Source organism: Mucilaginibacter oryzae, assembly GCF_003148845.1.
Lineage (GTDB): Bacteria > Bacteroidota > Bacteroidia > Sphingobacteriales > Sphingobacteriaceae > Mucilaginibacter > Mucilaginibacter oryzae.
On record NZ_QGHA01000019.1, the window covers coordinates 1 to 25,451 of the forward strand.

Annotated in this window: 23 protein-coding genes; 12 read left to right on the top strand and 11 right to left on the bottom strand. The window is 44.0% G+C overall.

The window, feature by feature from the left end; all coding sequences use genetic code 11:
• Window positions 1–1,055 precede the first annotated feature (1,055 nt).
• From LX99_RS24260 to LX99_RS24280, 5 genes are all read left to right on the top strand, one after another.
• Window positions 1,056–1,982 (top strand): outer membrane protein assembly factor BamD, encoded by a 927-nt coding sequence (locus tag LX99_RS24260; protein ID WP_109610745.1) that lies wholly within the window; start codon window positions 1,056–1,058, stop codon window positions 1,980–1,982.
• Between the two features lie 27 nt (window positions 1,983–2,009).
• A complete protein-coding gene (locus LX99_RS24265) occupies window positions 2,010–2,339 on the top strand; it encodes a DNA-directed RNA polymerase subunit omega (protein WP_022829559.1) in 330 nt (109 codons plus the stop codon).
• Window positions 2,340–2,463: 124 nt separating this feature from the next.
• Window positions 2,464–3,657, top strand: coding sequence for a bifunctional phosphopantothenoylcysteine decarboxylase/phosphopantothenate--cysteine ligase CoaBC (coaBC, locus tag LX99_RS24270; protein ID WP_109610746.1), 1,194 nt, complete (start codon window positions 2,464–2,466; stop codon window positions 3,655–3,657).
• Complete coding sequence (gene porD / locus LX99_RS24275; RefSeq protein WP_109610749.1) at window positions 3,654–4,547, top strand: type IX secretion system protein PorD; 894 nt, start codon at window positions 3,654–3,656, stop codon at window positions 4,545–4,547. The genes coaBC and porD overlap by 4 nt, the downstream gene beginning before the upstream one ends.
• A 45-nt stretch (window positions 4,548–4,592) precedes the next feature.
• A complete protein-coding gene (locus LX99_RS24280; RefSeq protein ID WP_109610752.1) occupies window positions 4,593–5,180 on the top strand; it encodes a hypothetical protein in 588 nt (195 codons plus the stop codon).
• Here LX99_RS24280 and LX99_RS24285 read toward each other — a convergent pair.
• From LX99_RS24285 to lpdA, 5 genes are all read right to left on the bottom strand, one after another.
• Window positions 5,174–6,910 (bottom strand): ArnT family glycosyltransferase, encoded by a 1,737-nt coding sequence (locus LX99_RS24285; RefSeq protein ID WP_109610754.1) that lies wholly within the window; start codon window positions 6,908–6,910, stop codon window positions 5,174–5,176. The genes LX99_RS24280 and LX99_RS24285 overlap by 7 nt on opposite strands.
• The gene (locus LX99_RS24290) at window positions 6,873–7,853 is read right to left on the bottom strand and encodes a glycosyltransferase (protein ID WP_109610756.1); all 981 of its coding nucleotides are present in this window, start codon (window positions 7,851–7,853) and stop codon (window positions 6,873–6,875) included. Before LX99_RS24290 ends, LX99_RS24285 begins: the two co-directional genes overlap by 38 nt.
• 94 nt (window positions 7,854–7,947) lie before the next feature.
• Window positions 7,948–8,400 carry a sterol desaturase family protein gene (locus LX99_RS24295; protein WP_109610758.1) on the bottom strand — a complete coding sequence of 151 codons (453 nt, stop codon included), beginning with the start codon at window positions 8,398–8,400 and terminating at the stop codon, window positions 7,948–7,950.
• Between the two features lie 23 nt (window positions 8,401–8,423).
• Entirely contained in the window at window positions 8,424–8,810 is a 387-nt protein-coding gene (locus tag LX99_RS24300; RefSeq protein WP_109610760.1) for a four helix bundle protein, read from the bottom strand.
• Between the two features lie 56 nt (window positions 8,811–8,866).
• The gene (gene lpdA, locus LX99_RS24305; protein ID WP_109610762.1) at window positions 8,867–10,270 is read right to left on the bottom strand and encodes a dihydrolipoyl dehydrogenase; all 1,404 of its coding nucleotides are present in this window, start codon (window positions 10,268–10,270) and stop codon (window positions 8,867–8,869) included.
• A 250-nt stretch (window positions 10,271–10,520) separates the two neighbouring features.
• Here lpdA and LX99_RS24310 point away from each other — a divergent pair, with 250 nt between their 5' ends.
• The 5 genes from LX99_RS24310 (at window position 10,521) to LX99_RS24330 (ending at window position 17,510) form a co-directional block, all read left to right on the top strand.
• Entirely contained in the window at window positions 10,521–12,383 is a 1,863-nt protein-coding gene (locus LX99_RS24310) for a CocE/NonD family hydrolase (protein WP_109610764.1), read from the top strand.
• 335 nt (window positions 12,384–12,718) lie between these two features.
• Window positions 12,719–13,273, top strand: a complete 555-nt coding sequence (locus LX99_RS24315; RefSeq protein ID WP_109610766.1) for a hypothetical protein — start codon at window positions 12,719–12,721, stop codon at window positions 13,271–13,273.
• Window positions 13,274–13,281: 8 nt separating this feature from the next.
• Entirely contained in the window at window positions 13,282–13,905 is a 624-nt protein-coding gene (locus LX99_RS24320) for a M949_RS01915 family surface polysaccharide biosynthesis protein (RefSeq protein ID WP_109610768.1), read from the top strand.
• A gap of 18 nt (window positions 13,906–13,923) precedes the next feature.
• Window positions 13,924–15,597: a M1 family metallopeptidase gene (locus LX99_RS24325; RefSeq protein ID WP_109610771.1), complete on the top strand. Its 1,674-nt coding sequence runs from the start codon at window positions 13,924–13,926 to the stop codon at window positions 15,595–15,597.
• 11 nt (window positions 15,598–15,608) lie between these two features.
• Complete coding sequence (locus LX99_RS24330) at window positions 15,609–17,510, top strand: M1 family metallopeptidase (protein ID WP_109610773.1); 1,902 nt, start codon at window positions 15,609–15,611, stop codon at window positions 17,508–17,510.
• Between the two features lie 39 nt (window positions 17,511–17,549).
• Here the strand turns inward: LX99_RS24330 and LX99_RS24335 are convergent, their stop codons facing one another.
• Entirely contained in the window at window positions 17,550–18,377 is an 828-nt protein-coding gene (locus LX99_RS24335; RefSeq protein WP_211319086.1) for an SDR family oxidoreductase, read from the bottom strand.
• Window positions 18,378–18,460: 83 nt separating this feature from the next.
• A complete protein-coding gene (locus LX99_RS24340) occupies window positions 18,461–19,360 on the bottom strand; it encodes a helix-turn-helix domain-containing protein (protein WP_109610775.1) in 900 nt (299 codons plus the stop codon).
• A gap of 143 nt (window positions 19,361–19,503) precedes the next feature.
• Here LX99_RS24340 and LX99_RS24345 point away from each other — a divergent pair, with 143 nt between their 5' ends.
• Entirely contained in the window at window positions 19,504–20,247 is a 744-nt protein-coding gene (locus LX99_RS24345; protein ID WP_022829908.1) for a head GIN domain-containing protein, read from the top strand.
• A 68-nt stretch (window positions 20,248–20,315) separates the two neighbouring features.
• On the opposite strand, the gene LX99_RS24350 is transcribed toward LX99_RS24345, so the two are convergent.
• The gene (locus LX99_RS24350) at window positions 20,316–20,738 is read right to left on the bottom strand and encodes a hypothetical protein (RefSeq protein WP_109610778.1); all 423 of its coding nucleotides are present in this window, start codon (window positions 20,736–20,738) and stop codon (window positions 20,316–20,318) included.
• A gap of 73 nt (window positions 20,739–20,811) precedes the next feature.
• Between LX99_RS24350 and LX99_RS24355 the strand changes: the two genes are divergently transcribed.
• Window positions 20,812–21,108 (top strand): hypothetical protein, encoded by a 297-nt coding sequence (locus LX99_RS24355; RefSeq protein ID WP_109610780.1) that lies wholly within the window; start codon window positions 20,812–20,814, stop codon window positions 21,106–21,108.
• 433 nt (window positions 21,109–21,541) lie between these two features.
• Here LX99_RS24355 and LX99_RS24360 read toward each other — a convergent pair whose 3' ends face one another.
• The 3 genes from LX99_RS24360 to LX99_RS24370 form a co-directional block, all read right to left on the bottom strand.
• Window positions 21,542–22,267 carry a DUF2490 domain-containing protein gene (locus tag LX99_RS24360; RefSeq protein WP_109610782.1) on the bottom strand — a complete coding sequence of 242 codons (726 nt, stop codon included), beginning with the start codon at window positions 22,265–22,267 and terminating at the stop codon, window positions 21,542–21,544.
• Between the two features lie 276 nt (window positions 22,268–22,543).
• Complete coding sequence (locus LX99_RS24365) at window positions 22,544–23,569, bottom strand: hypothetical protein (RefSeq protein ID WP_109610784.1); 1,026 nt, start codon at window positions 23,567–23,569, stop codon at window positions 22,544–22,546.
• Between the two features lie 10 nt (window positions 23,570–23,579).
• A complete protein-coding gene (locus tag LX99_RS24370; RefSeq protein WP_146203213.1) occupies window positions 23,580–25,421 on the bottom strand; it encodes an ArnT family glycosyltransferase in 1,842 nt (613 codons plus the stop codon).
• Window positions 25,422–25,451 lie beyond the last annotated feature (30 nt).

Below are 25,451 nucleotides of genomic sequence, written 5' to 3' on the forward strand. Positions count from 1 at the left end.
TCCGCTTGTTTTGTAACTCTTCGGTTTACTTCGGCCTTAGCCTCCGCTCACCTCCCGTTACGCTACATGATTTCCATTTCTTAAAAGAACTTATTCGCTTCCCTTCTCAGTTCAGCTATATAATCTCCGGCTTTAACCGGTTTGATTTGTCAATTTTTTCAGCGCGGGAATCGCTCCCTTTCACTTTTTGCCTCGAAGCATGTTAAACTTCCTTCTTTCTTATCAGCTAAACTCGCTTAGCCTCAACTTCTTTCGCTCTTTCAAGCTCCCTTCCGTTCGGGGTTGCAAAGGTAACAACCTTTTCTTTATTTCCAAAACTTTTTTTTATTTTTTATTTCCAAGTTTTGAACCGCCTCCCCTCTCTTCTCTTCCTCGTTTGCGGGCTGCAAAGGTGTGAATTTTTTCTTAGCTAACAAAAAGTTTTTTCAACTTTTTTTTGAACTTTTTCTATTCAACACTGTTAACCTTTTAATGAACATCCGCGCTATTCCGTTTCCTCATTTGCGGGGCTGCAAAGGTACACTCTTTTTAACTCTCTCCAAATTATTATTCGATATTTCCCTTAATGTTAACTTAACACACTGGTAAACAAATGGAAAAATTTCCTAAATAACTGGGAATCCCCCTTTTGTGTTAGGGATAGCAGCGGATACCGGCCCCGTGGCTAAGGCTTGTGCAGTATGAGCGGATAGCCCGGCCGCAGGCAACACCCAGATCCTATTGTCAGCTTTGAATTTGCAGTGCGACTATTTAGCTGAACGGGATTTGCTTAATTCGGTTTGCTTACCGGCTGACCTCTTTTACTTAAAGCACCCTGCATGCTATAATATATATAGCCAGTTTGAGCTATTCCTGAATTCGGCCCCCTTTATATCTTTACCTCATAAAAATCCACACTTTATCTACAGTTGGTCGAAACCCCGAAACGTTAAAACCATCAATAGTTAAAAGATGTTAAAAACACCGAAATAATAGCTTCCGGGCCAATGCGTCGTTATATATTAGCGGCTAAATAAATAATTGATTGATTTATATTATTAACCTATCTTTGCAGAATGTTTAAAAAGCAACTAACGTTATTAGCCAGTGTTTTAGCTATCGTAATTATCACGCTTGGCAGTTGTAAAAGCAAATACGAAAAGCTAAGGGCAAGTAACGATTATGCCAAAAAATACCAGGAAGCTATTAAGTACTATAATAAAAAGGACTATAACAAAGCTTTAGGCTTGTTTGAGGTGCTGGTTGAGCGCTACCGCGGACGTGAGGGCGCTGAGGATTTATTTTATTACTACGCCTTTACTTACTACAAACAAAAAGATTATACCTCGGCACGTTATCATTTTAAAACCTTTGCCGATACTTATCCATCGAGCCCGCGGGCCGAAGAATGCCGTTTCTTTTCAGCTTATTGCTATTACCTCGATTCGCCTATTTACTCGCTCGATCAGGATAATACTTTAAAGGCTATTGAGGCGCTCCAGTTATTTATTAACCTGTACCCAAAAAGTGACCGTGTTGCCGAGGCCAGCAAGCTGATCCAAAACCTGCGCGATAAACTGGAAACCAAAGCTTACGCCAATGCCAAGCTTTATTTAACCATTGGCGATTTTCAATCGGCAGTAATAGCGTTTAACAACGCGCTGCGCGATTACCCGGATACCAAATACGGCGAAGAAATGGAATACCTGATTGTTAAAGCACAATATGAGTATGCCAACCACAGCTTTGAAACCAAACAGGAAGACCGCTACAACCAGGCCATTGCCTATGCCGATCAGTTTGCTGAAAAATATCCTAACAGCAAATACCTGCACGAAACCCAGGGCTATATTAAATACAGCCAGCAGGGTATTAAACAGGCCCAGCGCTTAATTGCCGAAGCCATGAGTAACGACAAGGCCGCAAAAAAACTGTTAAAAAAAGATACCGTTACCACAGCATCACCGTCTGAAAAAAATCAGCCACAAAAAATACCATATTAATTAAGAGATATATAAAGCGTTAAAGATATGACAGCTAACAACAGCAACAAACCAGCACCTGCAAGCAGCACTGTAACCCGCGATTTACGCGAGCTGGATACCAAAACACAAAACATCTATGAGTCGCTTGTAATCATGTCGAAAAGGGCGAACCAGATTTCGAACAATATTAAAGAAGAGTTACACCAGAAACTTTCTGAATTCGCATCATCAAGCGATAACCTTGAGGAGGTTTTTGAAAACCGCGAGCAGATTGAGATCTCGAAACACTACGAAAAATTGCCAAAACCATCATTGGTTGCCGTGCAGGAATTTTTAGACGGAAAGGTTTATTACCGCAACCCAACTAAAGAGTAACCCCCGGCCCCCTGAAGGGGGTGGTAGAAAACATATTCAGTAAAACAAAAGACTCCCGGACGGGAGTTTTTTGTTACATTTAAATTTATTAAACATTTGTGCCCCCTTTAGGGGGTTAGGGGGTATGAAAAATATCATTTTAGGGGTTTGCGGCAGTATAGCTGCTTATAAATCGGCAACGCTGGTACGCCTGCTGGTTAAAGCGGGCGCTAATGTACGTGTGGTGATGAGTGCCGATGCTACCAGCTTTATTACCCCGCTTACCCTTGCTACCTTGTCGAAAAACCCGGTGGGCATTGAATATTTTAAAGCAGATACCGGCGAATGGAATAACCATGTTGAATTGGGCTTGTGGGCCGATGCCATGATTATAGCACCTGCTACCGCCAATACCTTAGCTAAAATGGCCAACGGCCTTTGCGATAACCTGCTTACAGCCGTATATCTATCGGCCAAATGCCCGGTTTACTTTGCCCCGGCTATGGACCTGGATATGTGGCTGCACCCCGCAACCCGCCAAAATGTTATCCGGCTGCAAGCTTTCGGTAATATCATGATCCCCCCGGGCAATGGCGAACTGGCCAGCGGTTTACATGGCGAAGGGCGCATGGCCGAGCCGGAGGAGATTGTAGCCTTTGTGGACGCGGAATCAAAAAAAAAACTTGTTTTAGCGGGTAAAAAAATACTGGTAACTGCCGGGCCTACCTACGAGGCTATTGATCCGGTAAGGTTTATCGGCAATCACTCGTCGGGCAAAATGGGCTTTGCCATTGCCGATGAACTGGCTTCGATGGGTGCCGATGTTACGCTGGTTACCGGCCCTACCGCGCAAACCAGTAAACAAAAAACAATAAAGCGGATTGATGTTACCTCGGCGGCGCAAATGCTGGAGGCCTGTTTGGCTGTATACCCAGGTGTAAATGCTGCCATTATGAGTGCTGCCGTAGCCGATTATACCCCGGCCGAAGTAGCTGAACAAAAAATAAAAAAGCAGGATGAAGAGCTAAGCATCCAACTGAAAAAAACAACCGATATTTTAAAAACGCTTGGCCAGCAGAAAGCCGCGGGACAAATACTGGTTGGTTTCGCGCTCGAAACCAATGATGAGGAATTGAATGCAATAAGCAAACTGCAAAAGAAAAATCTTGATTTTATTGTGCTAAATTCTCTGAATGACGCCGGTGCCGGTTTTAAAGGCGATACCAATAAAATAACCATTATTGACAGCGCGCTCCATAAAACCATGTTCGACCTGAAGAGCAAAGAAGCTGTGGCCCGCGACATTTGTGACAAAGTTACCCAATTGCTAAACGGATGAAAAAGCTATTGCTGTGTACCGCGCTGCTGTGCCTTTGCTTCAGGGGATTTGCGCAGGACCTGAATGCCCGGGTACAGGTGCTTTCGCCAAAGGTACAAATTGCTAACAAGCGTGTTTTCCAGACACTGGAAACCGCTATGAAAGACTTTTTAAACGGCCGGAAATGGGCGGCCGACCCCATATTACCTCAGGAGCGCATAGATTGCAATTTTGTATTGAATGTAAGCAACTGGGATGGCAGCGGTAATTTTACCGGCGAATTGCAGGTGCAATCATCAAGGCCGGTTTACGGATCATCCTATACATCCACCTTATTAAATATCAACGATAAGGATATCAGCTTTACTTATACCGAAGGGCAGACCATTGATTACAGCGATCAAAATTTTCAGAGTAACTTAAGTTCGATCATGGCTTTTTATGCCAATGTCATTGTAGGGCTTGATTATGATACTTTTGCCAAATTTGGCGGTACGCCCTACTTTTTAGCGGCGCAAACCATAGTAACCAACGCGCAAACCTCATCATACAGCGGCTGGAAGGCTTTTGATGGCAATGTGAGCCGCTACTGGCTGGCCGAAAACCTGAACAACAAATTATACAATCCGCTCCGCAGCTTTTTGTACGATTACCACCGCAACGGGCTCGACCTGATGGCCGAAAATGTGAGTAAGGGCCGCAAAGCCATCGACGCGTTGTTGCCGCTACTTCAACAGATAGACAGGCAACGCGTAGGCTCCATGCTGCCCCTGGTATTTTATACCGCTAAAAGCGATGAACTGATTTCCATATACAGCAAAGCCGATAACCAGGAGCGCCTTACAGCCATGAACCTGTTTTTACAGCTCGACCCGGCAAATGGGAATAAATATCAGACGCTGCAGAAGTAACTTCTCATCGCTCTATAGCACCTCTATAACTTTAACCTTTATCCTATGCAAATTAAACTCAACTACTGGAAAGCATTATTATTACTAATTCCTTTCATTGCCGGCTTGGCTCTCACAAACCTGGTGTTAACCCCCGGTGGCTTGCGCTATCCGTGGAGTATCATAGCTAATTATCTATTGGTGATTGGCTTTCTTGTTATAGTTGGTTGCCAGGCTTATATGCTTGTAAACTTTATTAATGCCACCAAAAACGACCTTTATTTTAAGATCAACGCTTTAGTACCTGTAGCTTTCCTGATACTAAATTTAGTATATATGGTGTATCTTAATTTTAAACCGTACCACCCTGTAAATTCATCAAACGGCCCCGTAAGAGTATCCAACCTAAACTTAGGTGGTTTGATAATTTTATTATTAATGATGCACGCGATAATCAATTTCTTCCTCACCAATAACAACTATGTATCCTGGCAGATAAAAAAAATTACAGATGCGGCTAAGCAAGAAGAATTGAGGGAGAACTATTTAAAGCCGATGAAAATATTGGTCAGAACATCAGCTTATTTGTTCTTAATTTTTGTGGTTATAACTATGTTTCTTGATATTTCACAAATTTTGAATCCTGATCATTGATTTAACCTGATCAGGTAAAAATGATCTAAAGTGCCCTGCCTTTTACTTTTGATGATAAACGGCAAACTCAGGTTTTCTTTTGGATAATCCTCAAAAGCTTTGATTGTAGTAAAAGCAACCCCTTTTTCTTTTAAGCCCGCGATTACTTTTTCATCAGCAACAATAATTTGCTTTTTTAGCGAATCGGTTTTCAGGATGTGACCGATATCTGTATAAGTAGCCGCTCCCCTGTAATAAAAATCGAAAGTGTTGGATAATACCGCCGCGCTTACTTTCTGTCCGGGATAATTTTGGTTGAGGTATTCGGCAGCGGAGAGATCGCCGCGGTAACTAACAATTATTGGGTAAGCTACCGTAGTTAGATACAAGTTAACAAAAATAGCCGCCGCGCAGGTGAATAGGAATACCGGTTGCCAGGTTGGTTGCCTTTGTTTGAAGATATAAACAGCAATCAAAACCAATCCCGCTAACAAAACAATAAAAACAGGCCAGCGCTCAGGCGCGAAAATGAAGTTTAAAGCTATAACCGCGATGATGAGTAAACCGGCGAACAGGTATTGTGTAACCCTGAAAAAAGTAAGCCCGCCGCCAGCTTTCAACGATTTGATCACTACCGCCGTGATGATTGCAAAAAATGGGAACAGGATATTGGTATAGAAAGGCAGTTGAAATTTGGAGGCAGAAAAAATCAATAACATTAAAACCCCTCCGGATATGCACAGGTATTCGGGCTGAGCAATTCCTTTTACCATTTTGCGGATGGTGGCAAAAAGTGCATAAAACAGGATGATAGCCCAGGGCGAGAAAGCCCAAAGCAGCGTATGCACAAAAAACAATTTATCGCCATGAGTATTGGTAATGTAGCCATTGTTATTGAACCGCCCAAACTGGCTATCCCACAAAAACCAGTGAATACCGGAGATCCCGTTTCGGCCAAAGACTACCTTTTCGGGGTGCAGGTCAAATTGCGTGTACACCGAATACAACTCGGGTGTAATGAATAGCATCACCAAAATAAAAGAGAGCAGCCATTTCCAGTGAAACAATCCCCTGATATTTCTCCTGAACAGGTAATCACCAATGATGGAGGCGCCTATCGGGATAAGCAGGTAGATCCCCTTGGTCATTACCGCGCAGGCGGTAAATAACGATGCCAAAAACATATCGACAAAACGTGCGCGCTCCTTCACCTTATAATAATGATATACTGCTCCCATCAGCAAACCCATAATGTAAGGCTCGGCGCGCACGTCGGTGTTCGACATTACCGAATGCTGGGCGGTAAGCAAAATCAAAATGGCCATGATGGCCGTTTCGTCGCCATAAAACTTTTTAGCCAGTTTATAAGTGTATATCACCGCCATGAAGAAAAACAACAGGGCCGGTAATTTATAAGCTATGGTATTTACCCCGAAAATTTTAAAGCTGATGGCGATAACCCAGAACGGGAAGTGCGGTTTATCGAGCCAGTCGGCACCATGATATATTAAATCGGTGAAGTTATTGCTTTGCGCTATGCTCCTGGCCAGGGCCGAGTAAAGGGCCGGATCGTCGGTAAAAAATTTAATGCCGATGCCTGCTACATTGATCGCGATAGCGAAGATCAATACAATAAAATAAGGCCGCCTTTGCGCTGAAAAAATTGAAACCGTACTATCCACTACTATAAAGTAAGCCCAAAAATAGCTGAATTTAATTATTCCACGGCAGGTATTTTGGCGGCGCAGCATCAACCAGGCCTGGTTTAACCGGGTTAAGGGCTTCGCCGTTTAAAACTTTATGGTATAAAGCGAGGTAACCGCCAGCCATTTTGGCGATGTTAAAATTGTCGGCCGCATACTGATGGCAATACTTTTTGTTGAACGATCCGGCATTTCTTAACACTTCGGCCAGTTCCGACCTGCTTGCCGACAGGAATCCGGCTTCGGGGGGTACCAGCTCCGGAAGCGACCCGTAAGGTGTACCCAGCACCGGGCAACCAAAATACAGGCTTTCAATAATGGCTATACCAAATGGTTCGTGCCACAAAACCGGGAACAGCAAAGCCTTTGAGGCGTTCATTACTACAGATTTTTCGGTGTCGCCCACCATGCCTTTAAACCATACGTTTAAATTAGGCGTAAAACGCAGGCCCATTTTAAGGTTAAGCCTGGTACCGCCAAGTACCACCAGTTTATTACCGCTTAGGGTAGCCACGTCAATAGCGCCCTTTACATTTTTAACGCGCCAGGCAGCTTTGGCTAAAAAATGGGCATGGGTACGTTTTTTATCCAGATCGGGCAATTGGTAATCAGCAGTATCAATGGCGTTATGAACAAATACCGTCGAACCATGCCGCCGCGCATGATTAGCGGATACGAATACCGAATTAATATCCAATCCGGCTCCCCCTGGATTATTGTGTACCGTAATGATATAAGGCTTTTTAGTAAAATCCTGAACCTGGAATTGAAAATGCACCACGTCAATATCATCCGGAACCTGTTGGTTCAAATCTTTAGCCGGGTCATAAATCAGCGCCCTCGCGAACGGACAGCTTGAACCCTCGCCCACCAGGTAGGTAATTTGATGGCCAAGCCGGTTCAACTCGCGGCCAAGCCACCAGATGATCCGTTCTGTGCCACCGTATTTGGTGGCGGGGATGGGGGTGTTATTTACAATGAGGATGTTCATGGCTGCGGCAATTATAACACTAGGAATAGCAGACAATAAGAACAGCATTTTAATGTTGTTAAATACGCTGCTAAATTAGGTGGTAGGAAATTATCTATTTAGCGGCTCCATTCTTAAACCATTTCCTGTTTGCCACCAACAATCCAAATTCTTCCGAAGGATATTTCTCAGTTGATTTATGGTGTATTTTATGCGCCCTGCGGATGCCTGCCAGGTAGCGGTTGTTACTTTTAAAGGCTTTAAAGCGATTGTGAATAAACCAATCGTGGAAAATAAAATAAATGATCCCATAAACGCTGATGCCGGCCCCAATCCAGAAACGGTAATCTAAACTTAGGTGACCAATCCACATCAGCCATAAAGCAAATGCAGCAAAGCCAATGCTGAAGATATCGTTTAACTCAAACCAGCCGTGGCGTTGCTGGTGGTGCGTTTTGTGAATAAACCACAGCGGACCGTGAAATAAAAACTTATGCATGGCCCAGGAGGTGAGTTCCATGCCAATTATGGTTCCTGTAATTATAGCTATGTTGATCAGAACGTTCATTTTTTTGTTGTAAAGTTGTAATGTTATTTTTTCTTTTTCTCTGCTTCGAATTTTTTCAGGTAGTCGATCAGAGCCTTGGTTTTACCAGAAAATTCAATGCTTTTTGCATAGAGATCATTATAAACAGCTTCGTTTATTTTAAAAGCTCTATATAAAATAATGAGCTTATTCCTAAACTCGCCTGATGATCCTTTTGCATAGTTGAGAAATCTGATAAAATCAGGATTGTTGTTATATTCAAATCCTTCGGCTATGTTATCAGACATGGAGCAAGCGGCTCTTCTAATCTGGTCTTTCATTCCCCAGTCGGATTTTAACGGTTCCGAATCACATAATATATAAACATCAACAGCAATAGAAACCGCAATTTTCCATATATCCAGATCCTCGAACCGCTGAAACTTACTCAAAGAAATCTTAAATTAAAGCTTTCCAACATTACAACTTTCCAACCTTCAACAAAAAACTAAATATGTATCGCCCTGTTCTCGGTAGCAGCCAAACATGCTTCACGCATGGCTTCGGTGTAAGTTGGGTGGGCATGGCTCATGCGCGAAATATCTTCGGCGCTGGCACGGTACTCCATCGCTACAACCGCCTCGGCTATCATATCGGCAGCACGCGGACCAATCATGTGTACACCTAAAATCTCATCGGTAGCGGCATCGGCCAATACTTTCACAAAACCATCCAGATCGCCGCTGGCACGCGCGCGGCCGCTGGCTTTGAACGGGAACGACCCAGTTTTATATTTAACGCCGGCTGCTTTCAACTGCTCTTCAGTCTGGCCAACAGCGGCAACCTCAGGCCAGGTATAAACCACACCCGGGATCAGGTTATAATCGATGTGCGGTTTTTGTCCTGCTATGATCTCGGCAACCAAAGTGCCCTCGTCTTCGGCCTTATGGGCAAGCATGGCGCCCTTAATCACATCGCCAATGGCATACACGCCTTTAACACTGGTTTCCAGGTGATCGTTAACGGTAATTTTGCGGCCGCGTTCTTCAACGGTAATGCCTATGTTCTCTAAACCTAAACCATCGGTATAAGCTATACGGCCAACGGCTACCAGGCAGTAATCACCTTTTAACTCCAGCTTTTCGCCTTTCGGTGTGTCGCAGCTTACAGTTACTTCGTCGCCGTTTACAACCGCGCCGGTAACTTTGTGCCCCAGGTAAAATTCCATGCCCAGTTTGGTCAGCACTTTTTGTAACTCGCGGCCCAAACTTTTATCCATGGTAGGGATAATGCTGTCCATATATTCAATTACCGATACTTTGGCACCCAAACGGGCATACACCGAACCTAATTCCAGGCCGATAACGCCTCCGCCGATCAATACAAGGTGCTTAGGCACTTCGCTCAGGCTCAAAGCTTCGGTCGAGGTAATGATACGTTTTTTATCGATAGGTAAAAATGGCAATGCCGATGGTTTTGAACCGGTAGCGATGATCACGTTTTTAGAGGTGATTTCTGTAACAGTACCATCGCTCTTTTTAACGATGATGGTATTTTTATCTTTAAATGATCCCACACCAAAATGGGTATCAATTTTATTTTTCTTCATCAGGTAGCTGATGCCGCTGGTATTGGCGTCCACAACCTGTTGTTTGCGTTTAATCATCTGCCCGAAATCAATGCCCAGGTTATCCAGGTTGATGCCATGTGTTTTAAAGGCATGGGCGGCATTATGGTAATGTTCAGACGAATCGAGCAGCGCTTTAGACGGGATACAACCCACATTAAGGCAGGTACCGCCAAGCGTATTATATTTTTCAACAATAGCGGTTTTTAAACCCAGCTGGGCGCAACGGATAGCGGCTACATAACCACCCGGCCCCGAACCGATAACTATAACATCATATTGCATAGTAGTGTGTTTTTTATGGATGGCAAAGTTAAGGATTATTGTCTGAATCAGAATTTTCAGAATTTGAGAATTAGCAGAATATTGCAAACCTGACAAAAATCGGAGTAACCAAACAACTATCGGTGTAATCCCGGAAAAAAATCAACGTAATCAAACCCGTCAACGGTCGGGTTTTGTAACAGAATTCATTATAAAGCTGTTTATCGTTAACTCTTTATTAAATTTAACCCAATTTAATCCGACTGATCTCATGAAGAAAATCAACTTCCTATTAGTGCTGGTATGCTTTTGTACCGGCGCTTTCGCGCAAAGCAGCTATGTTAAGGAGCATTTTACCAAAAAAGATGTGTACATTACCATGCGCGATGGTGTAAAACTGTTCACCTCCATTTATACGCCGAAAGACGCTTCGGCCAACAACAAATACCCGATGATGATGCAGCGCACCTGCTACAGCATTGCGCCTTACGGCGAGGATAAATACCCAACACATCTCGGCCCTTCGGATATTATGATGAAAGAGGGCTACATTTTTGTGTACCAGGATGTGCGCGGCCGCTATAAAAGCGAAGGCACCTGGACCAACATGACGCCCGTTATCGACAATAAAAAAAGCAAAAAGGATGTAGATGAGGGCTCTGATACGTACGACACCATAGACTGGCTGGTGAAAAACGTGGTCGGCAACAATGGTAAAGTAGGCCAGTGGGGTATCTCCTACCCTGGTTTTTACACCGCGGCAGGTATCCTGTCAAATCACCCGGCGTTAAAAGCATCATCGCCCCAGGCCCCTATTTCCGATTTCTTTTTTGATGACTTTCATCATAACGGCGCTTTTATTGAAGGTTACTTTTTTACCTTCCCGGTATTTGGCATTCAGAAAACAGATACCACATCAAAAGCATGGTTTGCCAATGCCATGTTTAACCCAGGCACCAGGGATGGCTACCAGTTTTTGTTAGATCTGGGTCCGCTTAAAAACGCCGATAAGTATTATAAGGATAACTTTTTCTGGCAGGAAACCATTAACCACCCAAATTACGATGAGTTTTGGCAAAAACGTGGTTTGCTGAAACACTATGGCAAAGTAAAACCTGCGGTGATGCTGGTGGGCGGCTGGTTTGATGCTGAAGATTTGACCGGTCCGCTGGCTATTTATAAAACCATTAACAAATCCGACCCAAAGGCTTACAACACCATTGTGATGGGGCCGTTTGGCCATGGCCGCTGGTCGCGCGAAACGGGGCATACTATGCACAGCAACGTTTACTTTGGCGATAGCATTGCTACATTCTACCAAAAAAATATCGAAGCTAAATTTTTCAACCATTTTCTGAAAGGTAATGGCGATAAAAACTCAGGCCTGCCAAAAGCCTACATGTACAATACCGGCAAAAAAGAATGGGCTACCTTTGATCAGTGGCCTGCTGCCAATGTTGTTCACGAAAAATTATTTTTAGGCGCCGATGGCAAACTGGCCAACACCCAGCCGGCTACCGAAGGTTCGGTATCTTACATCAGCGACCCGCTTAAACCGGTTCCGTATACCGAAGATAATACCACCACCATGGGCTTTACCCCGCACAACTACATGAGCGAAGATCAGCGTTTTGCCGGTCGCCGCCCGGATGTGCTGGTTTACCAGAGCGAGGTTTTGAATGATGATGTTACCCTTGGCGGCGAGATTATGGCGCATTTGAAAATTGCTACCACAGGTACTGATGCCGATTTTGTGGTAAAACTGATAGATGTTTATCCGCCCGATGAACCGAACAATCCGTACATGCCCAACAAAAACATTATCCTGAGCAATTACTGGCAAATGGTACGCTCGGAGGTGATGCCTGCCCGTTTTCGCAACAGCTTTGAAAAGCCGGAAGCTTTGGTAGCCAACCAAAAAACTGATGTAAACTTCCGCCTGCAGGATGTGCTGCATACCTTTAAAAAGGGGCACCGCATCATGATCCAGGTACAAAGCACCTGGTTCCCGATAGTGGCGCGCAACCCGCAAAAATTTGTGGAGAACCCTTATAAAGCTGATGAAAGCGATTACATAAAAGCTACTGAAACCGTTTATAACGATAGCTTTATTGATGTGGAGGTGCTGAAATAGAGTGATTAGAGGCTGGAGATTGGAGGTTAGTTTTTTTACCTCGTTTATAAGAAACAATTGGGGAGAGACGTGCTAAAAGGAAATAACTTTTAAACAACCAAAGGTTAGGAGGCACCTACGGAGCCAAAAAGACGCTCTCTAATTGCTACAAACATGGTACTCCTACGGAGTTTGAAATATTCGCCACATAACTCCGTAGGAGTACCGTGTTTATAACAATGATTTGTTTTAATATTCCCGGCTCCGTAGGTGCCTCCTTTTTTAAAAGCGATTGCTCTGAGATAGGTGGTTATCGCCCACATTAAGCCATATTAAATTCCTAACTTTCGGGTATAATGAAAGAAAAATTAAGGCTGCATAAAGAGGCAGGCCACTGGGTGAAAATTTATAGTAAAGTTTCGAAAAATAAAGTACTGTCGCGCAACGGCTACATTCTTGGTTTTTCTGATAATTTATTACTGATTCAGCAAACTCATGATTTTAACGTTGATGATTATGCTATTCTTCCTATCAGCCAGATACAAAAAATACGTTTTAACAGCGCCGATAAATATTTTGATAAAATAATGCGATGGGAAAACAGAACCGGGGCTGTTGGAATAAAACACACTGTGGATATCGACAACTGGCGTTCTGCTTTCAAATCACTAAAAGAGCTTGGTTTAAATGTAATAGCCGAATGTGAAGCTGAAGAAATAGATAGTTTTACCATAGGGCCGATTGCCAAAGTAGGCAAAAAGCTAATTCATATTACCTACTTTGATGCAGCGGGCCATCTTGATGACGAGCCAACCAGTATCAACTACGAATCGCTTACCCGTGTTGTATTCGATTCGGAATACATCAACATATTCAGCAAATATCTACGGAAACATAAAGCCGCCAAATAATCATCTTTATGAAATTAGTACTTTCTGTCATATCGCTCTTTGTTGTGCAAATCTCCACGGCTCAAATTAAAATTACACAACTGGCCAAAACAGATATTCCAAAATCCATCACCTACAAAGGGCATATCGTTAACGCGGTGAGATATACTGATAAAGCCGGCGAACATATAGTTATTACCACCGAAACCGGGGAAACAGCAACCAAAAACAGCGAAACCGGCGACGGCCGTGATGCCGCGCTATATGCTTATCATTATAATGTTACAGGCAATAATGAGTTTAAGCTAAGCTGGCAGACTTATGATTTTATTTCGGATTGTTCGTTGGATATCAAAGCTAACTATGCCCCTGGTTCATTTGCAATTACAGATGTGGATAATAACGGCATAGCCGAAGTTTGGTTGGTATACCGCACTGCCTGCCGTGGCGATGTAAGCCCAAGCACCATGAAGCTTATTATGCACGAAGGTGATAAAAAATATGCCATGCGCGGAGAAAGCAAGGTGAAGCTATCCGAAAAAGAAATTTATGGCGGTACCTACACATTTGATGCAGCTTTTAGGACTGGCCCTGCGGCTTTAAGAAAATACGCGGCCGATACCTGGAATAAAAATATCAAGGATACCTTTTAACCCTGCACAATTAAGCACATGAAAATAAAACAACTATACATTGCCGCCATTGCCCTTTTAGGCACCGGTGCCCTTACACAGCAGGCCAATGCCCAGCTATTGGAAGAAAAGGGCAAGTTTACCCATGCCGATACACTTCGCGGCATGCTTACGCCCCTGCGTACCTGTTACGATATCAACTACTATCACCTTGATGTGAAGTTTGATATCGATAAAAAATTTATCAGCGGCAGCAACCAATTCAAATTCACTGCTACCGAAGATTTCACCAAACTCCAGTTCGATTTGTTTGATAACCTGAAAATTGAAAAGGTGGTTTATAAAGGCAAGGAGGTACCTTTTACCCGCGATGGTAATGCCGCCTTTGTTACTTTCCCGCAAACCATCAGCAAGGGCAGCAGGGATGAATTTACGGTTTACTATTCCGGCAACCCAACCATCGCCAAAAACGCCCCGTGGGATGGCGGCGTGGTGTTTAAAAAAGATTCGTTAGGCAAACCGTTTGTGGCTACCGCCTGCGAGGGTGTGGGCGCCAGCATCTGGTGGCCTAATAAAGATCACCTGGCCGACGAGGTGGATAGTATGATGATCAGCATCAGCGTACCTAAAGGTTTAAAAGATGTATCGAACGGAAGGCTGCGTAAAGTAACCCAGCTAAGAGATGGTTACACCCGCTTTGACTGGTTTGTGGCCAATCCTATCAACAACTATGATGTGGTTGCCAACATTGCCGATTATGTACACTTCGGCGATACCTACATGGGCGAAAAAGGCAAGCTTAACCTGGATTACTGGGTGCTGCCATACAATCTCGAAAAAGCTAAAAAACAATTCGCGGCCAATGTTAAACCCATGCTTAAGGCTTTTGAACACTGGTTTGGCCCCTACCCTTTTTATGAAGACAGCTACAAACTGGTTGAAACGCCCCACCTGGGCATGGAACACCAAAGCGCCACAGCCTACGGCAACAAATACCTGAACGGCTATCTGGGTTACGATATGTCGGGCACGGGCTGGGGTACCAAATGGGATTATATTATTGTGCATGAAAGCGGCCACGAATGGTTCGGCAACAACATTACCGGAAAAGACCTTGCCGATATGTGGGTACACGAAAGCTTCACCTGCTACTCCGAATCGTTATTTATTGAGGATAACTGGGGCAAAGCCGCCGGGCAGGAATATAATTTCGGCTTGCGGAAAGGCATCAGTAATGATAGCCCCATTGTTGGCGTTTATAATGTAAACAAAGAAGGCTCGGGCGATATGTACCCCAAAGGAGCCGTTGTGCTGAACATGGTGCGCACCATTATTAATGATGATGAAAAATGGCGCGATATAATGCGCGGCCTTAACAAAACCTTTTATCATCAAACAGTTACTTATGATGATATTACGGGTTACATCAGCAAACAAGCGGGTATCGATTTATCGAGCGTGTTTGATCAGTACCTGCATTATAAAACCCTGCCGGTGCTGGAATTTACCAAAACGCCGGATAACCGGTTACTTTGCCGCTGGATAGCCGAAGCCAAAGATTTTAAAATGCCCATCCGCGTAAAAGTAAAAGGCGGCGAGTTTAAATTTATTACACCGGGCACCGGCTTTACCCCGGTTAACCTGGCCGGCGCAACCAAAGACAATATTGAGATAGATACTTTAAATTACTACGTGGGCGTGCTCATGGACTAACCCTTCAAAACATGAAAAATAAACTCTTAAATATCTGCGCGCTTTTTTTAGGGCTGACGGCTGCAGGCCTTAACCCTGCCAAAGCGCAGTTAGGCACCGATAAGGAAACCTTTACCCGTGCCGATACCCTGCGCGGAAGCCTTACGCCGCTGCGCACCTGTTATGATATCAGCTACTACCACCTGGATGTGAAATTTGATATCGCCAACAAATTCATCAGCGGCAGCAACCTGTTCAAATTTAAGGCAACACAAAACTTCACCAAACTTCAGTTCGATCTGTTTGCCAACCTGAAAGTGGAAAAAGTTGTTTACAAAGGCGCCGAAGTTCCGTTTACCCGCGAGTTTAACGCCGTATTTGTAACCTTCCCTACCGAAATTAAAAAAGGCAGCATGGATGAGTTTACCGTTTACTACTCGGGCAACCCAACCATCGCCAGGCGAGCTCCATGGGATGGCGGTATAGTTTATACCACCGACTCATTGGGTAAACCCTGGGTGGCTACGGCCTGCCAGGGCATCGGTGCCAGCATTTGGTGGCCAACCAAAGATCACCAGTATGATGAGGTGGATAGCGCCCTGATCAGCATCAGCGCGCCAACCGGTTTAAAAGATGTATCGAACGGAAGGCTGCGCAAGGTGACCGATTTAGGCAATGGCTACATCCGTTTTGATTGGTTTGTGGCAAACCCCATCAACAACTATGATATTGAAGCCAATATTGGCGACTATGCCCATTACGAGGGGACTTACCAGGGCGAAAAAGGTCCGCTTACTTTAGATTACTGGCCGTTAAGCTACAACATTGATAAAGCTAAAAAACAGTGGGGCCTTGACGCGCCGCGGATGCTCAAAGCGTTTGAGTACTGGTTTGGCCCTTATCCTTTTTATGAGGACGGTTACAAACTGGTTGAAACGCCTCACCTTGGTATGGAACACCAGAGCGGCACGGCTTATGGCAACCATTATAAAAACGGCTACCTCGGCAGGGATTTATCAGGTACCGGATGGGGCCTTAAATGGGATTTTATTGTGGTACACGAGAGCGGGCACGAATGGTTTGGGAATAACATCACCTCCAAAGATGTGGCCGATATGTGGATCCACGAAAGCTTTACCAACTACTCCGAATCACTGTTTATTGAAACATATTACGGCAAGCAGGCCGGCCAGGAGTACGTGAACGGTACCCGCAAAAACATCCGTAACGACAGGCCTATTGTTGGCCCTTATGGGGTGAATAAAGAAGGATCGGGCGATATGTATTATAAAGGCGGCAACCTGCTTAACATGGTGCGTACCATTATCAATAACGATGATAAATGGCGCGGGATATTGCGCGGGCTCAACAAAACTTTTTACCATCAAACCGTTACTTACGATGATATTGTGGGCTACATCTGCAAAAAAGCAGGCATGAACCTCGCCCCTGTCTTTGACCAATACCTGCATTATAAAGATTTGCCGGTGTTGCAGTTCGCGGTTAAGGATGGCAGGCTATATGCCAAATGGCAGGCCAACGCCACCGGCTTTAACATGCCGGTAAAAGTGCGTGTAAAAGGCGGCGAATACCGGTTTATTAAACCTACCAGCCAGTTTACAGAGGTTAAAATTGATGGCATCAATAAGGATAATGTAGAGGTGGATACGTTTAATTATTATATAAAAGGTGGAGTAGCGGTTGATATTAAAACATACGTCATTGAGGAACGAAGCAATCACACGGAAGCATATCCGCCCTGTAAGGTACAGGATTGCTTCGTTCCTAACCATGACGTGTTAAAAAACGGGTATCGTGCTGAGCCTGTCGAAGCCTGGTGGGCAGCGCCTTTACGCGCGCGCCTCCGACAAGCTCAGGGTGACAGGTCAGCCCACCTTATGTCATTATTCCCTTTAGGAGACCTCGGGTTTTAATCATTTGCAATGACGTTTTGTTGTTCAGCTGTCCAAAAATCAATCCTCCATTTCACTGGCCAGTGCAATCTCTCTTTGATTATCCAACGCTTCTAAACGTGATACCAGCGCTGCACGCACATCCCGGTAGGCATCTCCGCCTAAAGCTAAACGCAATGGCGCGGGCGAAACTTCAACGCTGTCAATGATAGCCTGCACTGTTTTATTTACGTTGCCTTTTATCGGGAAACTACCTGCTGCTATGGCCCTGCGCACATCACCGGCGGGGGTTTTATCATAGGCTTCCATTACCGGGGCGGTAACCATTCCGGCAGCAAAAGATGTTTTATGCGCTCCCGGCTCAACAATGGTTACGCCGATATTTAGCGGGGCTACCTCTTTGGCCAGTGTATCGCAAAAACCTTCAACAGCCCATTTAGTGGTGTGATAAAAGCTGAAGTTTGGATAGGTGGTTTGCCCTCCTGCTGATGATAGCTGCAGGATGCGTCCACTGCCCTGTTCCCGTAAATGCGGAAGCGCTGCCCTGATCACCTGTATCGATCCTATAACATTGGTATCTATCTGCTGCCTGATCTGCTCATCGCTTGCTTCTTCAGCTGCACAAAACAAGGCATAGCCGGCATTATTTACAATCACATCAATTTGGCTAAGATCATCAAAAGCTTTTTTCATTACCTCTTTTATCTGTGCGCTATCGGTAACATCCAGTTTTGCTACCCATAGGCTGTAGGGATATTTTTGCTTCAGATCATCAAGCTTTCCTACTTTACGTGCAGTGGCAACAACGCGGTGCCCTTGTTCCAATAATTTTTCTGTTAATATTCGTCCTAAACCGGCAGATGTTCCGGTAATAAACCATGTTTTCATAATATGATGTTTATTAATGATAACAAAGTTACCGGCCGTTACCGGTTTAAGACCGACGGTATTCAAACCAATACCGGCACAAATCAAACCATTTGCCGTAAAGCCGAGGGCTTTTGACCGGTAGCTTTCCTGAAAGCTTTTGCAAAATGGGTAGGATCATCAAAACCCAAACTCCCGCTGATCTGGCTTACCGACCAATTGGAGTGCATCAATAAAGCCTGCGCCTCCTGCATTATCCTTTCGGTAATAAACTGTGTAGTGGTTTTACCTGTTATCTCTTTCAGCGCGCGGTTTAAATAATTGATATGTACCGCAAGTTTATCGGCAAAAGCCTGCGGCGAACGCATTGTAAGTTTTTGAAACGGATTCACTATCGGAAACTGGTCGTTTAATAATAATTTAAAAGACGCAGTTAATCTTTCAGCCGCGGTTTGGTTATGATTTACCGGAGCCGGTTTTAGTTTGAAGGCGGTGTGGATGCACTCCAGCATATATAAAAACAATAACTGATACTTGTGCTCATAGTTGGATGCCTGCTCGGTTATCATTTTTTGAAAAAGCATTTCAAAGGTCGCTTTATCTTCTTCATTAAGTTTCAAAAAAGAGTAGCCGGCATCGTTAAATACAGCCAGATTTGCCGGACGGAGATAGGTATGTAAGGGCAAAAAGTCTCCGGTAAACATACAGCTGTAACCATTGCAGCCCCCGCTGTGAATTTGCCAGCGGTAAGGCGTTTCGCGGTTAGTAAATACCAGCACACAGTCGCCGGGTTCTATTTGGTACGTTTTTTCGCGGTAATAGTAGGTGGCGTCACCGGTAATGAGCGAGATCTTATAAAAATCCTTACGACTGTAAACTGCCGTAGCCGCCAGGCTCTCGTCCGAAAACTCATGCAGACGGATGGCGGCAAAATTCCCGCCGTTTAAAGAACCGCTATCAGGCGGGGTGTTCACATAATCGGCTAAAGTTTGTTGCTGTACCATAAACAAAGTTAATCAACCTGTTAAAGGCAAAAATGTTCGGCTTGTAAAAATCAATTCTATAACTCAGTTAAAAAAATGATGCGATGATGCAACTTTCCGCCCCGGTGCGGCGTCTAATTTGAAACACCACTAAAACAATTATCATGAAATCGATTTCAAAAATATTATTGGCCGCCGTTATGGCAGCGGGAACAGTGAGCCACGGTGTGGCAAAACCATCGCATGCAATTATTAAACATACCGATCAAACCACGCAGGATCGCCATTTATCCGGCTTCAGCGCAATCGACCTGGCGGGTTCGTTTGATGTGTACTACACCCAGGGTTCAAACGAATCGGTAAAGGTAGAGGCCCCATCGGATGTGATCGACAAGATCATTACCGAAGTTGATGGCGGAGTGCTGAAAATTTACAGTAAAAAAGGTACCAACTGGGATAACTGGAGTTGGGGCAAAAACCGTAAAATGGTAGTTCATGTTGTATCAAAAGATATGACCAGCATTAACGTAGCCGGTTCGGGTGATGTTTATTTCAGGGAGGGGATCAGCACCAACTCGTTAAAATTAAGGGTAGTTGGTTCGGGCGATATGCTGGGCAAGGTAACGGTTAAAAACCTGGAAAGCAGCATTTCCGGCTCGGGCGATATGAAACTTTCGGGCCGTGCCGATAACTCATTGGTGAGGGTTGTAGGTTCGGGCGATTTTACCGCGCGAGACCTGGTAACTGTTAATACCCAGGTTTCGATAGCCGGTTCGGGCGATGCCGTGATCAACGCCAGCAATAAAATTGATGCATCGGTAAGCGGATCGGGCGATGTGCATTATACCGGCGGCGCGAGGAATATCTCTACTTCAAAAGCGGGTAGTGGGGATATTGAGCGGATATAAAACCTCACCTAAACCCTCTCCGGAGGGCACTAACATACAAATTTACACCGGGAAGGTGAAAAAGTGGTTTAATGGCATTTTAGCAAAGGGTAAACTGATTTTAAAATTTCAATCAAATAATAAACAGAAGCAACGACTGAAGCTATTACGAGATAACCCGTTAAGCGATTCAAAGTATCTGTCTGTTCGCGTTGGTAAATTATGGTTGTTTCGTCTAAAATCCTTCGAGTAGTCTCGTTATCTTGTTGTTGTTGATACCCTGAATAGTATTTTCCATTCATTGATATTCGACATATATGATTACTGTCGTCATCTATAGTAATTAAACCGTCCTCCTTTAGCTTATCTAAAATACCCTGTACATCAGATTGTGATAATTCAATTTGAAAAGCATCCTTTAAATAAGATTGTATGCCCCCTAAATTCTTAGACCTTGCCCTTAATATAGATAACACTGTATCAAGCTGAAAGTTCAAATCTTTATCATCCATATAGCCTAATTATAGGCCTTAAATCTACATATTTATAAGGTTTAATTTACACCTAATAGTGTAAATTTGGGGTATGAATTACAAAGAAGCAAAAGACAAGTTAGATAACGCAGACGTTAAAGTTGGTTATTCTTACGGTACTGGAAATGGGTTTACAGCAGGGGCAAATACTATAGATAGAATATTAATATCTACGCCAATAGATATGGATTTTATCATATCTGATATATTGGTAGGTAAATCAAATGAAGATGCTTTAAAGATGCATGGAATATTTGAAAGCGAAGACCTGGAAGTGTTATTAGTTACTTATCTTGATTCGGGAGAGCGTGAATGGATAACGCTACAAAATTATTTGGATCGTTCATAATTTTGGATAAATCTAATCCTATTGAATAACGACCTTTGTCAAACCATCCCCCTTGCAATCCACTTGAAAGATTGTATTTGGTAGATATGGTTTTAAGAAGATTATTTACCTCGTGAATATCGGTTCTAAAGTTATCCAAATCATATATCTTGTGAGCTTCCATACCCTAAAGGTAGTGTAAATTTGTATGTTAGCGCCCTCCGGAGGAGAGGACTTTAAAAAGCGACATTGTATAAAAGCAATGTCGCTTTTAGCTTGTGGTCGGTGTTTTCACCGCACCACTTTCGGGACATTATGCAGTCGTTTCAATTAGTGTTATCTCTTTAGATCATGTGGTACGGTGAAAACACCGACCACAGGCCGGAACAAAAGATTCCTGTCAGAACTAACTGGCAGGGATCTTTTATTGGTTTGATAAGAACCACAAAGCTTCTTAAAACCTCGTATAAAAAGCCAACTGCGCCACGTGGTTTACCACGTAAGCATCGGCCTGTTTAATATATTGGTTTAAGTAACCGGCCTCGGCATCAAAGGCTTTGCTGAAACGGTAACCCACCGCTACATAGGCCCGGTTCTGATCAAAAAAGTGTTTATTTACTTTGTTTTTGTTCTGCACGTTTACAAAAGCCTCGTTTTGCAGGGCAAGGAACGTTCCTTCGGTAAACACATCCGAATCCGGTTTCATCGGGATCACGGCACGGGCGAAATACCGGAAACGCTGGGCAAAATAATTATCATTTTTTCCGTTGGCGGTATTGCCTAAAAAGCGCTGCTCCAATCTTAGCCGGTGAGACAATGCGGTGTGTTTGCCAACTTTATGCGTGTACGTATACTGTTGCCAGATACGGTGTTCGGGCCTGAAAGTTGTTTCGTTTGCAGGGGTACGGCCATAGGTAGCTATGTAGGCATAACCCAAAGCGCCCACTTTGTTTTTAGCGAAATAGTAATTAGCCGATGGGCGCAGCAAAATATGTTTGAGATAGCTCACCTCATCGTGCGAGCGCAACTGCCCATCAAACGAATAGCCCCAATGCTCAGATAATTTGTGGCTGTGAAAAATAGCCGCCCAGCCCGAAAACTGATTGTCTTGTGCCAGCAGCCTTGCAGGCGCCGCGAGCAACAGTACAATAAAAATTGATAGTTGTTTTTTTAATTGCATGGATGATGTATATGTTTTATAAAGGTTAACATTTGCTATTTATTGAATAAGCCGGCACACCATAAAAGTCTGTCGTTCTTAACATAAAAATCGTGCGGCCTAATTTGTCATCCTGAACGATAGTGAAGAATCTTCTACCCCATGCAAAGCCGCTGTGCATGGCCGCTTTACAAGTCGCAGAAGATTCTTCACTATCGTTCAGAATGACAGTTTTTTAAATTGTTATGGGTTAGTTGACAGGCAACAGCTCACCAAATCAACTCAATCAACCATTCACTATTCTTTAAACCTTACCAGGGTACGCCTGCCCAGATCAACCGTTACCCTGAAGGCTTCCTGGTTACTGCTGTAGCCCGGCGTCTGGTGCAGGCTTAATATAAACTGGCCTTTTACACGTTTGTATAAAAACGGCGTATAAATAATATCGAGGCGGTTGTAGGTTTTCTTTTCAAAAAAGGCGTCGCCATAAATAATATGGCTACCCTGCCCTTTGTAAAACTCGTCGAACAAGGCAAAGCGCTTCCAGCTTAAGTAAGCGTTGGCTACAAACCCCTTAGGCGTCTGGAAATTATCAACACCACGCACCCGCTCGAACGACATCATGCCGCCCGCCTCAATAGATAACGAATCTAAAATGGTTTTATGACTGAGGTCTAAACCTAATCTGATCTGTCCGCCGCCATTATCCTGTATATGGTCGTTAGGCAGCAGTACTTCGGCGCCGGCATCGTGCATCAGCAAAAAGTAATGGCTTACATAAAATGGCCCTGTAAGGCTTGGCCTGTATTTACCCGAGAAACCGAACAGGAACTGCTCGCGGTCGGTAACCGTTTGGCGGCTTACCCAGTCAATCCAGGCGGTTTCGGTAAAATGCGCGTTATGGAAACGGGTTAACAACCCTTCCACATTGGGGCGGTAATAACGCAGGGTATCATTTAATAAAGCACGCGGGTAATCGTCAAGCAAACCTTCCCTCGGGAAAGCACCGGCATTAAACAACCAGTTTTTACCGGTAAAGCTGTAGTAAGCTACCGGGTTCACTTTTAAAAAGTATGGTTTCGCCCCAAACTCGTGGATACCGTTGGCACCTACTATAAAGTGGTTCATACTATCCAGGTTCAAACCCAGATCAAGCGTAGTCCGCACGCCCGAATAGGTACGCGAGCGGGCCACAAAATCCTTGTACTCGCGGTTGTCCATAAAACCGAGCGCGTTGAAATGTATATCAAGGCTTCCCTGCGCAAGGGCGGCGGTTGTGGTTATAATCGAAAAAAAGGCTAAAAGGTATATCCGTTTAAACATAATTATGGTATTATTCTACTGTAATATTGATGATCTTGTTATTGCGGCCGCCAACAAAGGGTTCGGTACGGATAGAGAAGATCAATTCGTATCTGCCCGGTTGTTTAGGCACGGTTACATTAAATTTAAAGTGACCGGTTTCACCGGCTTTTAGTGCGATACGGTTAAAAGTGCTGTCGGCTTGCTGCTGGCTCACCTGGTCTAACTTTTTAAAAATACAGGCTTCGAGGAATACCTTATGCTTTACATTATGGTTGCTGAAACTGATAGGGAAAGCGTAGGGGTTTGTAAACGCCAGATTAAAAGTTTTATTTGCCCCCGGTGCCATTACCTCTTTATAGGACGGCACCTGGAAATCTATTTTCTGATAGGTACGGATATCGTCAACCCAACCCATATACCATTTTCCGGCATCAATTTTTAACGAATCGTTAGTTACGCCGTTCATAGGCACGTCCGCGCTAACAACATAAGCCCGTTTGTGTTGCAGGCTGTCTTCAATCGGCCAGATATCATATTGGGTACGGCGATAATAACGCGCGTCGTAATCAAAGCCTTTGGTGGTATTGTTATAAAAATTGTATTTGGATGGATTCTGGAATCCCTCATTAAAAATCACGTAATTATCGCCCGCTTTTTCGCGGATGAGTTTGGCCCATTCTTTAAAACCAAAAAAGCTCCTTACCGCATCCACTTTTAATAAAGGCGGGAAAGCGATAATGATGCATACGCGAAGGATCACGATCATGACCACGTTAATGATGGCCAGGCGGTTAAACCAGGCCGGTTTTATACCCGATTGTGCAAAACTGATGAGCACTATCATAGATAAGGGCACATAGGCAATCAGTGTCCAGTGCAGTTGTACCTCACCTTTAAACGAGGTAAGGAAAAAGAAAGCCAATATCCCGATAGCGTTTACCTTTAGGGTGCGGGTAAACAAATCCTGCGATTTAGCTTTAAATCCCTTATAAAACAACAACCAACCAATCAGCGGACCAGCCATTAACAGTTGGCCCAGCGGATAAATATAGGTATACTCAAAGTTATACGCCTCGGCCGATCGCTCGGACAAGTGGTAACTTAATGAAGGGAAACCATGGTTAGCCTGCCAGATAATATGCGGCGCGTACAACACCAAAGCCAGCAACACAATGGCATAAAACGACCCGCGTTTTAATAATTTGACATTAGCAGCGAGCGTAAAAACAACCAATAATATACCATGGTACTTGCTGTAAAGCAAACAGGCCACCACCACACCAAGTATCAAGGCCAGTTTAAAGCTATCTTTTTCAATGTATTGCTGATAGCAATAAAAGAACAAAACGGTAAAAAACAGCAGGGGCGCATCGGGCGTGGTAGTGAAACCGTAGATATGAAATACAAATATCCCCGAAATCACCAAAATAAAGTTAATGGCGTTAACCCGGTAACGCTTAAGCATTACCCACATCAGGTACAATGACACGGTTGTGGAGATAACCGTACAAAGCCTGGCCCCAAACTCATTATGCAGCAAACTATAACCGGCTTTCATGTAAACAGCCACCATGGGCGGATGGTCATAGTAACCCCAATCTAAAAAGCGCGAATAAACCCAGTAATAGGCCTCATCAGCATGAATTTCGAGGGTAAAAGCCTGAACCGCGTTTAACAAGGCCCACAGCAACAAAAAGTAAACGATAAACCTGTTTTGTTTTACTGCCGCGCTATTTAAAGAGGTATCCTGCATCAAATGGATAAGTAATGAATGGGCAAAGGTATGATAAAAGATATAAGGCTTAAAGCCCGGCCCTGTAGTGATGTGATAATTTGACGAAATAATACCACAATCTTCATAATTTAGCAAGGCCCCGGGGCTTTACTACAATACTTAACC